Source organism: Humibacter soli (genome assembly GCF_054779035.1).
The window spans coordinates 1,103,053-1,116,717 of the sequence record NZ_BAAGYX010000001.1; the positions used below are offsets into that span (position 1 = coordinate 1,103,053).

General features: G+C 67.5%; 10 protein-coding genes and 1 tRNA gene. 5 read left to right on the forward strand and 6 right to left on the reverse strand.

All coding sequences use genetic code 11. The features are described from left to right. Positions 1 to 55: 55 nt before the first annotated feature. From ACYVDN_RS05150 to ACYVDN_RS05160, 3 genes are all read right to left on the reverse strand, one after another. Positions 56 to 1,438 carry an ABC transporter substrate-binding protein gene (locus ACYVDN_RS05150; protein ID WP_460569096.1) on the reverse strand — a complete coding sequence of 461 codons (1,383 nt, stop codon included), beginning with the start codon at positions 1,436 to 1,438 and terminating at the stop codon, positions 56 to 58. Positions 1,439 to 1,496: 58 nt separating this feature from the next. Next, on the reverse strand, positions 1,497 to 3,176 hold the full coding sequence (locus tag ACYVDN_RS05155) for a glycoside hydrolase family 13 protein (protein WP_460572254.1): 1,680 nt from the start codon (positions 3,174 to 3,176) through the stop codon (positions 1,497 to 1,499). A gap of 267 nt (positions 3,177 to 3,443) precedes the next feature. Beyond that, entirely contained in the window at positions 3,444 to 4,451 is a 1,008-nt protein-coding gene (locus ACYVDN_RS05160; protein WP_460569098.1) for a LacI family DNA-binding transcriptional regulator, read from the reverse strand. 74 nt (positions 4,452 to 4,525) lie between these two features. On the opposite strand from ACYVDN_RS05160, the gene ACYVDN_RS05165 reads away from it, so the two are divergent. Beyond that, positions 4,526 to 5,377, forward strand: coding sequence for a UbiA prenyltransferase family protein (locus ACYVDN_RS05165; RefSeq protein WP_460569099.1), 852 nt, complete (start codon positions 4,526 to 4,528; stop codon positions 5,375 to 5,377). On the opposite strand, the gene ACYVDN_RS05170 is transcribed toward ACYVDN_RS05165, so the two are convergent. Then, on the reverse strand, positions 5,337 to 6,809 hold the full coding sequence (locus ACYVDN_RS05170; RefSeq protein WP_460569101.1) for a DHA2 family efflux MFS transporter permease subunit: 1,473 nt from the start codon (positions 6,807 to 6,809) through the stop codon (positions 5,337 to 5,339). The genes ACYVDN_RS05165 and ACYVDN_RS05170 overlap by 41 nt on opposite strands. A 168-nt stretch (positions 6,810 to 6,977) precedes the next feature. Here ACYVDN_RS05170 and ACYVDN_RS05175 point away from each other — a divergent pair, with 168 nt between their 5' ends. From ACYVDN_RS05175 to ACYVDN_RS05190, 4 genes are all read left to right on the forward strand, one after another. Further along, the gene (locus tag ACYVDN_RS05175; protein WP_460569103.1) at positions 6,978 to 8,168 is read left to right on the forward strand and encodes a coiled-coil domain-containing protein; all 1,191 of its coding nucleotides are present in this window, start codon (positions 6,978 to 6,980) and stop codon (positions 8,166 to 8,168) included. A gap of 51 nt (positions 8,169 to 8,219) precedes the next feature. Then, positions 8,220 to 9,233 carry an LLM class flavin-dependent oxidoreductase gene (locus tag ACYVDN_RS05180; protein WP_460569105.1) on the forward strand — a complete coding sequence of 338 codons (1,014 nt, stop codon included), beginning with the start codon at positions 8,220 to 8,222 and terminating at the stop codon, positions 9,231 to 9,233. Positions 9,234 to 9,404: 171 nt separating this feature from the next. Continuing rightward, positions 9,405 to 12,074 (forward strand): aminotransferase class V-fold PLP-dependent enzyme, encoded by a 2,670-nt coding sequence (locus ACYVDN_RS05185; protein ID WP_460569107.1) that lies wholly within the window; start codon positions 9,405 to 9,407, stop codon positions 12,072 to 12,074. 24 nt (positions 12,075 to 12,098) lie between these two features. After that, complete coding sequence (locus ACYVDN_RS05190; protein WP_460569109.1) at positions 12,099 to 13,064, forward strand: NADP-dependent oxidoreductase; 966 nt, start codon at positions 12,099 to 12,101, stop codon at positions 13,062 to 13,064. Positions 13,065 to 13,106: 42 nt separating this feature from the next. On the opposite strand, the gene ACYVDN_RS05195 is transcribed toward ACYVDN_RS05190, so the two are convergent. Together ACYVDN_RS05195 and rsfS are read right to left on the reverse strand one after the other, a co-directional pair. Further along, positions 13,107 to 13,182 (reverse strand) — tRNA-Ala (locus ACYVDN_RS05195). Positions 13,183 to 13,257: 75 nt separating this feature from the next. After that, positions 13,258 to 13,632, reverse strand: coding sequence for an RsfS/YbeB/iojap family protein (rsfS, locus tag ACYVDN_RS05200; RefSeq protein ID WP_460569111.1), 375 nt, complete (start codon positions 13,630 to 13,632; stop codon positions 13,258 to 13,260). Between the last annotated feature and the right edge of the window lie 33 nt (positions 13,633 to 13,665).

A 13,665-nucleotide genomic window follows, 5' to 3' on the forward strand; every position in this document is an offset into this window, starting at 1 on the left:
GACCAGGTGGCCGACGACCCGACGGATGCCGATTCGTTCTTCTGGACTTTTCTGGCTACTGGCCGTCGGCGTCGATCAACGCCTGGATCTTCGTGTCAACGCCTTTCAGGAGCGCGTCGACGTCGGCGTTCTTGTCGGTCAGAACCGCCTGCACCACGGGGTCGAGGGCGCCGTACAGGTCTTGCGTGTGCGCTGGCGGCTCCGGCACGATCTGCTGGTTCCAGATGCCGTCGGTGAACGACTTCACGTTCTCGGGCGGAACGTTCACGTAGGGCTTGATCCACTCCTGGTTCTGCTCCCAGATGCTCTTGTTGAAGACCGGAAGCGTCGGAGCACCGACCGCCTGGTTCCCCGCGGCGAGGGTCTTGGCGTTGTTCACCGCCGACGTCTTGTCGACCGTCGGATCGGTGCGGTAGAAGTTGATCCATTTCACAGCGGCCGCGACCTGCTCGGGCGTGTCTTTCACGTTCACGACATCGACGTTGCCGCCGGAGAGGATGCCCGCCTTCGAGTCGGACGCGATCGGGAAGGTCGTCACGCCGTACTTCTTCTGGTCGAACCCGTTGGCCTGCATGAGGGAGCCGATCACGTCGGACCCGCTCATGTACATCGCGATCTTGCCCGAGGCGAAGCCCTGGTTGATGCCAGACCAGTCCCAGATGAAGTTGCTGCCCATGGAGTTGTCGTCCCAGCGCAGCTTCTTCAGCCATGCCAGGGCATCCTTCGTCTGGGCGTTGTCGGTGTCGACGGTCACCTTGCCGTCGGAGCCGACCTTCTCCAGCCTGCCGCCGAGCGCCTGGGTGGCCGTCGCGAGCTCCCAGCCGCCGTTGTTGCCGCTGGTCATCTGCATGTAGCCGGCGACACCCGGCACCTTCTGGGAGATGATCTTGGCGTCCTGCTCGATCTCGTCGAGGGTGGTCGGCGGCTTGTTCGGGTCGAGCCCGGCCTTGGTGAAGATGTCGCGGTTGTACGACAGTGCCATCGCGTACGGACCCCACGGGATGCCGTAGACCTTGCCGTTGCTTCCCGTTGCGACGTCGAGAACGGTCTTGTTCCACTCGTCGGCAGTCGCCGTCTGCTTGAACGGCTTGGTGATGTCGGCGAGCTGGCCGTTGTTGGCGAGCGTCTTCGAGTCGGTGAAGGGCACGTTGAAGACGTCGGGGAGCGTTCCTCCGGCGAGCTCTGCCGCGAAGGTCGTTCCCGTCCACTGGTACTCGATCGCCTTGACGTCGATGTTCGGGTACTTCTTCTCGAACTGCGACACGCGCTGGCTCAGCGCCTGCAGCGCCTCCTTCGTCGCGCCGGGCAGAACAGGTGCAACGACGATGTGGACCTTGTCGTCGCCGCCGCTTCCGCTGCTCGACGAGCATCCGCTCAGAATGCCGACGCCGGCCAGGGCCACGGTGGCGAGCACCGCGATCTTTCCTGGTGACTTCATTGTCATGTTCCTTTCGAGGTGTTCCATTCGGTGTGTCGTGCTTTTCCGGCCTTGGGCGTCAGGCGCGGATCTCCGGCGGCTCGAGCTGTGTTCGTAGCCATGCCGTGGAGTCTGGGGGCAGCTTGCCGCCGTCGAGCGGGCTGCTGGAGAGCAGGATTCCGCCGTTTTCCGGCAGCTCGACGCTCTCGGCCGAGAGGTTCGTGACGCTGAGGAAGTCCGGTCCCCTGTCGAAAGCGAGCACGTCCGCTCCGATCTCTCGCCACGAGAACCCGGTGTCGGATGTCGCGTTGAGCGTCTTGCGTACGCGAAGGGCCTGCCGGTACAGCCACAGCATCGACGAGGGGTCCGCCTGCTGCGCCTGCACGGTCAGCGATGCCCAGCTCTCCGGCTGAGGCAACCAGGGCACTGCGTCCGACAGGACGGGGCTGAACCCGAACGGCGGAGTCGTGCCGCTCCAGGGCAGCGGGACCCGGCATCCGTCACGGCCGGGGTCGACCCCGCCTGAACGGAAGTGCATCGGGTCCTCGAGCAACTCGGCCGGCAGGTCCTCGACCTCGGGCAGCCCGAGCTCGTCGCCCTGGTAGATGTACAGCGCGCCGGGCAGGGCGGCGGTCAAGAGGGCGGCGGCTCTCGCTCTGCGCCGGCCGAGCCCGAGGTCGGTCGGGGTGCCTGCACGCTTCTTGAGGAAGGCGAACGAGGTGTCTGCGCGCCCGTACCGCGTCACGGGGCGGGTGACGTCGTGGTTCGAGAGCACCCAGGTGGACGGGGCGTCCACCGGGGCGTGCGCTGCGAGGGTCGCATCGATGGAGTCGCGCAGCTCGCGGGCATCCCACGGCCTCGCGAGGAAGTCGAAGTTGAACGCCGTGTGCAGTTCATCGCTGCGCAGGTACTTCGCGAACCTGTCGATGTCGGGCAGCCAGATCTCACCGACCAGCACCCGGGTTCCCGGGTAGGAGTCCGCGATGCGCCTCCAGCCGCGGTAGATGTCGTGCAGCTCGTCGCGGTCCTGGGTCGGATGTCCGCCGGGGCGCGGGCTCTCCGGCACCTCGGGCAGGTCACCGTCCTTCACGAGAAGAGCTGCCGAGTCGATGCGCACGCCGCCGACACCTCGGTCGAACCAGAACTTCAGCACGTCCTCGTGCATGCGCCGCACGTCGGGATGGTTCCAGTTGAGATCGGGCTGCTCGGGGGTGAAGAGGTGCAGGTACCACTCCCCCGGCGTGCCGTCGGGATTCGTGGTGCGCGTCCAGGTCTCGCCGGAGAAGCTCGACTCCCAGCTGGTCGGCATCGTCGAGCCATCCGGCCCCTTGCCGGGGTGGAACCAGAAGCGCTCCCGCTCCGGCGATCCAGGGCCCGCGGCCAGCGCGGCCTGGAACCACGGATGCCGGTCGGAGATGTGGTTCGGGACGATGTCGATGATCGTGCGGATGCCGAGGGCCAGTGCATCCCGAATGAGGCCCTCCGCCTCCGCAAGGGTTCCGAAGCGCGGGTCGATCGAGCGGTAGTCGGCGACGTCGTAGCCGCCGTCCGCGAGAGGCGACTCGTACCACGGGGTGAACCAGATCGCGTCGATGCCGAGGTCTTTGAGATAGCCGAGGTGTCGACGCACGCCGGCCAAGTCGCCGACGCCGTCGCCGTTCGAGTCGGCGAAGCTGCGCGGGTAGATCTGGTAGATGGCTGCGCTGCGCCACCACAGGGGGTCGGAGACCGACGGCGCGGGGATCGCGGCGACCTCGATTGAGGTGGCGTCGACGGCGGTGTCGACCTCGAGCTGGTCGGCTACGGAGGAGAGGTCCACTGATGGAGCCTTTCTGGCGCGGCGGCACGCGTCAGAAAGGCGACGATGCCGGACTCGGAGCTGGTTCGCGCCGAGCGGGAGGCGAGCTCTCGTCCGGCGTCACAGTCAAAGTAGCCAAGCCGACAGAATGACGCAAGAACTAAACAAATGTCGATCTACTTGCGTCATCTTGCGCGGAATTACATCACAAATCGGTCACAAGCATCATCACCGCGGCGCTGGACCGGTGGATGCCCGCACCACGAGCTCCGGCTCGAAGAGGAATTCGTCGATGACAGGGCGCTCCCCCGTCATCTGCGCGGTGAGCAGCTCCATCACCATGCGGCCCATCGGCTCGATGGGCTGCCTCACCGTCGTCAAAGGGGGCTCGACGCATCCCATCAGGGCCGAGTCGTCGTAGCCGACGACCGAGACGTCCTCCGGCACCCGCAGACCGGCGCGACGCACTGCTCGGATGACTCCGAGCGCGAGCGGGTCGCTCGCGCACACGATCGCGGTCACGCCCGTGCCGATGAGCTTCGTAGCCGCAGCCTGCCCCGCCTCGAGGGAGTACAGCGAGCGAACGACCGAGTCGTCGCCGAACTCCAGCCCGGCTCGCTCCATCTCGGCCCGCGCGGCCTCGTGCTTCCGCTTCGACGGTACGTGATCGCGCGGTCCGAGCACGAAACCGATGCGCGCGTGCCCCAGCTGCACCAGGTGGCGCACGGCCAATTGGGTCGCCACCCCGTCGTCGCACGACACCGTCGGAAAGCCGATGCCGTCGATCGGCGCGCTGACGAGCACGGTCGGCAGATTCACCTCGCGAAGCTTCTCGTAGTGATCGTGCGTGGCCGCCTCTTGCGTGTAGAGGCCTCCCGCGAACACCACACCCGAGACGTGCTGCTCGAGCAGCAGGTCGACGTAGTCGGCCTCGGAGACGCCGCCTGCGGTCTGCGTGCACAGCACGGGCGTGTACCCGTTCTGCGCGAGTGCGCCTCCGACCACCTCGGCGAACGCGGGGAAGATCGGGTTGGAGAGCTCGGGCAGCACGAGGCCGACGAGACGCGCGCGCTCGCCGCGCAACTTCGTCGGCCGTTCGTACCCGAGCACGTCGAGCGCGGTGAGCACCGCCTGACGGGTCGCCTCGCTGACCCCTGGCTTTTCGTTCAGCACGCGGCTGACGGTGGCCTCACTGACCCCCACCTTGCGTGCGACCTCGGCAAGTCGTTTCGCCATGCTCCAAGTGTACGCAAGTTCTTGCAGTTCACCGCAAGAACTGAGGATGTCGGCAGCTGGCCTAGCATTGCGGCATGCCGAAAGCGCTGCGGGGCCTGGCGCTCGCGTGTCATCCGGGACCCGCTCTCGTGGTCACGATCGTCGCCGTGCTGCTGAGCGTGGCGGTCGGCTACTCCCCATTGCGCGTCGTTCTCCTCGGTGCCGCCATGCTGGCCGGGCAGCTGTCGGTCGGCTGGTCGAACGATGCCATCGATGCAGCGAGGGACTCGCGGGTCGCCCGAAGCGACAAACCGATTGCGACGGGCCTCGTCTCCCGTCGTGCCGTCGGAATCGCCGCAGCCGTCGCACTGGTGTGCGCTCTCGTTCTCACTCTCCTGCTGGGAGTCGCGGCGCTCGTCGCCCATGCGATCGCCCTTGCGAGCGCGTGGTCCTACAACGTCTGGCTCAAACGCACGCTGGCTTCGATCGTTCCCTATGTCGTGAGTTTCGGCATCCTGCCCGCGATCGTGACCCTGGGCCTGGCGGCACCGCAGTGGCCGGCGTGGTGGGTGATCGTCGCGGGAGGACTGCTCGGCGCCGCGGCGCACGTCACCAACGTTCTGCCCGATCTCGACACCGATCGCGAGACCGGGGTAAGAGGGTTCGGCCACGTCCTCGGCGCCCGCGCCGGCGGCGTCTTCTCGTTCGTCGTGCTTGCGCTGGCCGGCATCGACGTCGCTCTCGGCGCATCCCTGATCGGCGGCCTCACGGGACCACCGCTCGTGATCGCCATCACAGCTGCAGTGCTGACCGTGGTGATCGCGATCGCTGGAATCGTGCTGACGCTCCGCGGAGTCCGCTCGCGATGGCTCATGCGGCTCGTCATGACCAGCGCCGTTGTCATCGTCATCGGTCTGATCGCTGCTGGCCCTGTGCTCCTCCCGTGAACGGTGCCGCCGGAGTCGGTGCGGTCACGGCAGGACCGACGGTGGTGGCGCCGGCGCTGCACGCCGCGGCGTCACGGGGCGAGACGACCGCCCTCTTTCGATTGACGATGCCGATCGCCGACACCACGCCACCCACGAGCAGGAGCACGACGCAGACGATGAGTACTCGCTGCAGCCCCGCCTGATCGAGAGGACCGGCGATGATCAACCCGGCGCACGCGACCGCGATGAGGCCGGCGATGCGTGCGACGGCGTTGTTGATCGCTGAGCTGATGCCTGCGCGCTCGGGCGGCACCGCGCCCAGAATCGCTGCGGTGAGCGGAGCGACGGTGATGGAGAGGCCGAGGCCGAAGACGATCACGCCGGGGAGCAGTTCGAGCCAGTAGTTGACGGAGGTGCCCATCATGAGCATCAGCGCGTATCCGACCGCGGCGACCACCGGGCCGAGAGCCATGAAGAGCCGGGGCCCGTACTTGCCGGAGAGCGCACCGAAGCGCGTCGAGAGAATCAGGGAGACGATCGTGGCGGGAATGAGCGCGAGACCCGCGAGGGTGGCCGGGTAACCCGCGACCTCCTGCAGGTAGATGCCGACGACGAGCGTTCCGAGAGAGAGCGCGGCATAGATGGCGAACGTCGCGAGGTTGCCGATACCGAAGTTGCGGATGCGGAACAGCGAGAACGGCAGCATGGGCTCCTTCGTGCGCAACTCCACAACGGTGAATGCTGCGAGGCACAGGCATCCGATGACCGCGCTCCCCCACACCAGCGGACTCGCCCAGCCCTCCTGGCCCTGCTCGATGAGCGCGAACACGACGCCGCCGAGCCCCACCGCCCCGAGCACGGCTCCCACATAGTCGATACGGCCGTGCGCGTGCGTGTGGTCGAGCTTGATGCGCCACAGGATCGCCACCGTCACCGCGATGGGTATGGGGTTGATCGCGAACACGAGCCGCCACGACAGAGTGTCGACGAACAGCCCGCCCAGCACGGGGCCGGCGAGCATGGCTGCCGACGTCCATGCCGTCCAGCGTCCGATCGCCTTCGGCTGGTCATCGGTGCTGAACACCTGAATGATCAGGGCGAGCGAGCTCGGCACCAACAGCGCACCGGCGACGCCTTGCAGGGCGCGGAACACGACGAGCGAGATGCCGTCGGGAGCGAGCGCGCACGCGATCGACGTGATGCCGAACCCGAACAGTCCGATCATGAGAATGCGCTTGCGTCCGAACGCGTCGGAGAGCGAGCCGGCGATCAGGATGAGCGAGCCGAGGGTGATCAGATAGGCGTCAACCACCCACTGCTGCAGCACGAGGCCGCCGCCCAGTTCGCGTTCGATTGCGGGCAGCGCAACGTTCACGACGGAACCGTCGAGGAAGGCGACGAGGGACGCGAGGATCGCCACGACGAGGACCGAGCGTTGCAGTGAGGTCACGGTGTCAGTCAAACACCGACCGCCGACGTCCGCTCGTCTGATCGACGATAAGGAGCCCCGATCGGCGAGGAAAGCCGGGATCGACGGCGAAGAGAGCCGTGCCGGGCATCCCGCATCGCTCGGCGTGTGCGCCGCCCCCAATGCAGGGGCCTGCTTATCGTGGGGACCGTGACTGTGTTCGGGCTTCGGGCCACCGAGCGAACGCCGCGCCCGCTCGGGCGCTGGCGTCTCGCCGCCATCGGGGCTGCGCTGGCGGTGGTCATCCCACTCGCGTCCGTCACCCCTGCACACGCCGACGACTACCCGAGCTGGGGCGATGTGCAGGCCGCGAAGAACAATGCCGCGGCCGCTCAGGCGGAGTACCAGAAGATCACCGCCCTCATCGGTCAGTTGCAGTCGGCGGCCGAGGCGGCTGCCGCCGACGAACTCAAGAAGGAGTTCGAGTACTCGCAGGCGAAGAGCGCGCTCGACGCACAGACCGCGAAGCTGAACGCCATCAATACCCAGGTCAGCTCGGCGCAGAAGAGCGCAACGACCGCGAAGACGCAGTACGGCAAGCTGGCCTCTCAGCTCTACATCTCCGGCGGCGGCGATCTCACCGCGAAGCTGCTGCTCAGCAATGGTCAGGTGGACAACCTGCTCGACCAGCTCGGGACCGTGAGCCAGCTCACAGACCACGTCTCACAGTTGCAGGCCTACGCCAAGCAGAAGCAGAACGTCGTGTCGTCGCTGCAGGCGCAGGCGAAAAGCGCCGAGACGGAGCGCACCGGCCTCGAGCAGGATGCCAACACCAAGTATCAGGAGGCGCAGGCGGCCAAGGTGTCGGCCGATGCGGCTCTCGCGACACAGCAGAAGCAGGGAGCGGTGCTGCAAGCGCAGGCCGCATCGCTGAACAGCAAGGCCGCAGCGCTTCAGAAGCAGCGCGATGACGGCTTGGCGGCAGACGCAGCACGAGCCGCTGCGGCAGCGGCAGCAGCCGAAGCGAACGGAAATGGCGGTGGCAGCAACGCCAACATCGACACCTCCGCGGGATGCACGGGCGGCTGCTCCGCCGGCGAGGCGCAGGCGTACGCCGGCAGCATCCTCGGCAGCTACGGCTGGGGCGGGGACCAGATGGGATGCCTCATCGACCTGTGGAACATGGAGTCCGGCTGGTCGTGGAACGCCTACAACTCCTCCAGCGGCGCATACGGCATTCCGCAGTCGCTGCCCGCCAGCAAGCTGGCGTCGGCGGGCGGTGACTGGCAGACCAACGGTGACACGCAGGTGAGGTGGGGGCTCGCATACATCTCGAGTTCCTACGGAACACCGTGCGGCGCCTGGAACCACGAGATGTCCGAGAACCCGCACTGGTACTGAGTCCGAACACCAGGCGCGAATAACACCCGCCCTCCGACGGTTGAGAGTGTCATGAAACGCATCGGTTTCCTCTCCTTCGGTCACTGGTCCCCGGCGCGCGGCTCCGAAGTGCGAAGCGCCTCCGATGCGTTGCTGCAGACCATCGACCTGGCTCAAGCGGCCGAAGATGTCGGTGCGGACGGCGCCTTCGTGCGGGTGCACCACTTCGCACCCCAGCTCGCGTCACCCTTCCCCTTGCTCGCTGCCATCGGCGCACGAACCTCGCGCATCGAGATCGGCACCGCCGTCATCGACATGCGGTACGAGAACCCGCTCTACGCCGCAGAGTCCGCCGCCGCAGCAGACCTCATCTCGGGCGGCAGACTGCAGCTCGGCATCAGCAGGGGCTCACCAGAGACGGCCGAGAACGGGTACGAGGCGTTCGGCTTCGTACCCGACGAGAACGAAACGGATGCCGACCTGGCCAGACGTCACACGGAGCTTTTCCGAGCGGCGATCGCCGGAGCCGGTCTGGTGTACTCCAACCCACGCATGACGGGTCAGCACGTGCCGTTGGCGATCGAGCCGCGGTCGGAGAGCCTTCCTGACCGCATCTGGTGGGGAGCGGGCAGCAGGGCAACAGCCGTGTGGACCGCAGAGCAGGGCATGAACCTGATGAGCTCGACCCTGCTCACCGAAGACACCGGCGTTCCGCTCTCCGAGCTGCAGGCCGAACAGATCCAGCAGTACCGCGACGCCTGGAAGGCCGCGGGGCACGAACGCGAGCCGCGGGTGTCGGTGTCGCGGAGCATCCTGCCGATCATCGACGACGAGACCAACTACTACTTCGGGCTGCGCGCTCAGGCGGACTCCGAAGACCAGGTCGGCCACATCGGCGATGAGCTGGCGCGCTTCGGCCGCAGCTACATCGGCCCGCCCGACGTCATAGCCCGCGAACTCGCGCAGGATGCCGCCGTGATGGATGCCGACACGCTGCTCGTCACCGTGCCCAACCAGCTCGGCGTCGACTTCAATGCGCGCATCCTCGAGTCCATCGTCCGGGACATCAAACCGGCTCTGGAGTGATTCCCCTTCTCGGACCCTGCCGAGGATCGGAGATCCGCACTGACAATTCCTCGATCATGCAAAACTCAGCCATGGGGAGTCTGATTAGATTCTCAGACACCATGACGTGTTCTGAGCGTCGAGCCCTTCGACGTCGCCGGAGGGCACCGCTCTGGCCGGAAGGGGCATCCCATGATCCTGGAGCAGCTCTACACCGAATCGCTCTCGCAGGCGACCTACCTGATCGGTGATGAGAGCAGCGGCGAGGCGGTGATCGTCGATCCGCTGCGCGACGTGCACCAGTATCTCGAGGAGGCGACGGCGCGCGAGCTCCGCATCGTCGGGATGTTCATCACACACTTCCACGCCGACTTCCTCGCCGGACATCTCGAACTGGCTGCAGCGACGGGCGCCTGGATCGGCATGGGCAGCCGCGCCAATCCGGGCTTCCCGGCAACGCTCTTCGACGACGGCGACCGCGTCTCGCTGGGTGAGGTCGAGCTGGAGATCATGCCGTCGCCGGGGCACACGCCGGAATCGATCAGCATCCTCGTCTTCCGCCACCCAGGCGACACCGTCGCCGAGGCGGTGCTGACCGGCGACTCCCTCTTCGTGGGGGATGTCGGGCGCGTCGACCTCCAGGCCATCTTCGGCGCGGACCCGGTCGCCCTCGCCCACGAGCAGTTCGACACCATCCAGCACCGGTTCATGGCGCTTCACGACGCCGTGCGGGTGCTCCCGGCGCACGGCGCGGGATCGGCATGCGGCAAGAACCTGTCGCTGGATCGCGAATCGACGATCGGGCGGGAGCGCAGGACCAACTCGAGCTGCTCCCCGATGTCGGAGACGGAGTTCGTCCGCCTGATCACCACCGGCCAGCTCCCCGTGCCCGACTACTTCACCGAGGATGCGCGGCTGAACCGCGAGCGACACGCCCTTTTCGACCCGAGCCAGCCGCTCCCGCTTGTCGACGTCCTCACCCCAGAGCGCCTCGCGCGCGCCATCCTGCTCGACACCCGCGACGTCGACGACTTCGCCTCCGGCCACCTGCAGTCGGCCCTGAACGTTCCGCTCGACGGGCGGTTCGCCGAGACCGCCGGCATGTTCCTCGACTATTCGACCGATGTCGTGCTGGTCGCCCCTCCAGGGCTCGAGGCGGAGGGCCGTCGCCAGCTGGCCAGGATCGGATTCGACCGGGTCGCCGGCTACGTGCCGTCCGACGACCTTGCAGGGTACGGCGTTCCGATCGTCACGGGCACGCGTGTCGAGCCGATCGAGCTCGACTCCCTCCGCCGACGTGAATCGACGGTCCTGCTCGATGTGCGAAGCCCCGGCGAGTTCGAGTCGGGCGCGATTCCGGGCGCGCTGAACATCCCGCTCGCGCAGCTCAGGCGCCGACGCGACGAGATCCCGGCCGGTGGACACGTCGTGGTCAACTGCGAGTCCGGCTGGCGCTCCGGTGTCGCGGCGAGCTATCTGAGCGCGCACGGCTTCTCCGCCGAGGACCTCCGCGGAGGCATCGAAGCCTGGACGGTGAAGGATGACACCCCCTTCGTGGACGTCGTGGGCGGCGATCTGCAGGCTCCGCTGTTCCGCGGCGGCACCATCCGCTACGCCAACCTCGACTACGCCGCCAGCGCCCCTGCGCTGAAGCGCGTCGCCGACCGCGTGACGGAGGTGCTTCCCTACTACGCGAGCGTGCATCGCGGAGCGGGCTACGCGTCCCAGGTCTCGACTGCGGCGTACGAGGGTGCGCGTGCCACGGTTGCCGAGCTGATGGGATGCGGCCCCGACGACTCCGTGGTCTTCACCCGCAACACGACGGACTCACTCAACCTGATGGCATCCGTCGTGCCGGGAGAGACGGTCGTGCTCGACCTGGAGCACCACGCCAACCTGCTCCCGTGGCTGAATGCCGGTTCCCGGATCGTCCCCGTCGCGCACACCATCGCGGAGACGCTCTCGCGCCTGGATGCCGAGCTCGCCGCTCATCCGGTTGCCGCGCTGGCGATCACCGCAGCCAGCAATGTCAGCGGAGAGGTGCTGCCGATCGAGCGCTTCGCCGAGGTGGCACACCGCCACGGCGCCAGGATCGTCGTGGATGGCGCACAGCTCGTGCCGCATCGTCGCGTCGACGTCTCCGCATCGGGTATCGACTACCTCGCGTTCTCCGGCCACAAGGTCTACGCGCCGTTCGGCTCCGGCGTGCTGCTCGGCAGGAGCGACTGGCTCGACGCGGCCGACCCGTACCTGCGCGGCGGGGGCGCCGTCGAACGAGTGACGCTGGACAGCACCACGTGGCGCACCGGCTCCGACCGGCACGAGGCCGGCTCGCCGAACGTGGTCGGCGCAGTCGCGCTCGCGGAGGCACTCACCACCCTTGCCGCGGAAGACGAGGCAGCGTGGATCGCGCACGAGCGCAGGCTGCGGTCGGCGCTGGCGGAGGGACTGGAAGCAGTGCCTGGGGTCGAGACGATCCGCGTCTTCGACGATTCGACCGATCGGGTCGGGGTCGTCGGATTCACGATCGACGGGCTGGATCCGGCGCTCACCGCCGCCGTACTCTCCGCCGAGTGGGGCATCGGGGTGCGAGACGGACGGTTCTGCGCGCATCCGTTGCTCGATCGACTGGGCATCCGTGGCGGCGCGCTTCGCGCGAGCGTCGGCGTCGGTTCTCGTATGAGTGACGTCACACGGCTGATCGACGCCGTCGAGCACATCGTGACGACGGGCCCCGATGGCGAGTACGAGCTGACGGATGCCGGCTGGTCGCCGATCGGCGCACCGCTCGCGACTCCGGACTGGTCGCCGCAGCTCCCCGCAGCGGCGCTTCGTCACGGGTGCGGCCCGAGCGGGCTCTGACTCCAGCCCGTACGCTGTGGAGACATGAGCGCCGACAACGTCGAGATTCCTGTTCAGATGAGGGCACTGCGTGCACATGAGCGCGGCGGCCCCGAGGTTCTGGTGTACGAAGACGCGCCGGTCCCCGCGCTGCGCGGCGACGACGAGGTTCTCGTGCGCGTCGGGGCCGCATCGATCACCTTCGACGAGCTGACCTGGCCGGAGACGTGGGAGTCGGGCGGAGTCGACCGCACCCCGATCATCCCCTCGCACGAGTTCGCGGGAGTGGTCGTCGCGGTGGGTACCTCCGTCACGGGCTTCGCCGTCGGTGACCGGGTGTTCGGACTCGCTCCGTTCGATCGGGATGGCGCGGCCGCCGAGTATGTCGCGGTGCCGTCATCCGCGCTAGCCCATCTGTCCGACGGTGTCACGGGCATCACCGCGGCAGCCGCCGTGCTTCCCGCGCTCACCGCGATGGAGGCCGTCGACGAGCACCTCGCCATCTCGGAGGGGCAGCGCTTGCTCGTGCGTGGTGGCGCGGGTGGAGTCGGAGCCTTCGTGGTGCAGTTCGCCGCACGCCTCGGCATCCAGGTGACGGCGACCTCGCGCTCGGACTCGGCGGTCGCGCGGCTGAAGGAACTGGGTGCCGACACCGTACTGGTCGGCGGCGAACCCGAGTCGATCGAGACGGCGAGCTACGACGCCGCGATCGACACGGTCGGCGCGGGAACACCCGAATGGCTGTACCGCGGGGTTCGCGCGGGTGGACGCCTCATCACGCTTCAGGAGCCGCCGTCGGACGAGCTCGCCGCGAAGTACGGCGTGGATGCCCGGTTCTTCGTCGTGCGCACCGACCCGGCGACACTTGCCCGCTTGGGCGAGCTGCTCGCCGCCGGCGATCTGGAGGTCGCCGTCGCCGCCACGTACCCGCTGGCGGACGGCCGCGCCGCCTACGAGAGCCGTGGACACGCCACGGCACCTGGGAAGACCGTTCTGCTGCCCACCGCCTGACGCGAAAAATCCCCTGGAAGCCGGAGCTTTCCAGGGGATTCCTGGTGGATCTGAGGGGACTCGAACCCCTGACCCCCTGCATGCCATGCAGGTGCGCTACCAGCTGCGCCACAGACCCAGATGCGCCGCCCCACTCTCGCGGAGCAACCTCACTAGCGTACTACATTCCGCGGGACGAGTACGAATCGCGGGCTCAGGCCTCGTTGGCCACCGGAAGGCGGAACGGAACCGTCGGGCAGTCCTTCCAGAGGCGCTCGAGCGCGTAGTAGGTGCGGTCCTCCTGGTGGAACACGTGCACCACGAGATCGCCGAAGTCGAGAAGGATCCAACGTCCCTCGGAGCGGCCCTCGCGCCTGAGTGTCTTGTAGCCCGCCTCGTTCAGCTGGTCTTCGACCTCCGCAGCGATCGCGATGACGTTGCGCTCGGAGTTGCCGGACGCCAGCAGGAAGATGTCGACGAGCGGCAGCGGTCCTGAGACATCCAGTGCGACGAGCTCCGTCGCGGCTTTCGAATCGGCAGCCTCTGCTGCCAGTTGGAGCAGTTCACGCGCACGTTCGGACGCGGTCATGCAGTCATCACCTCGTGATCTTGGAATCGGCGC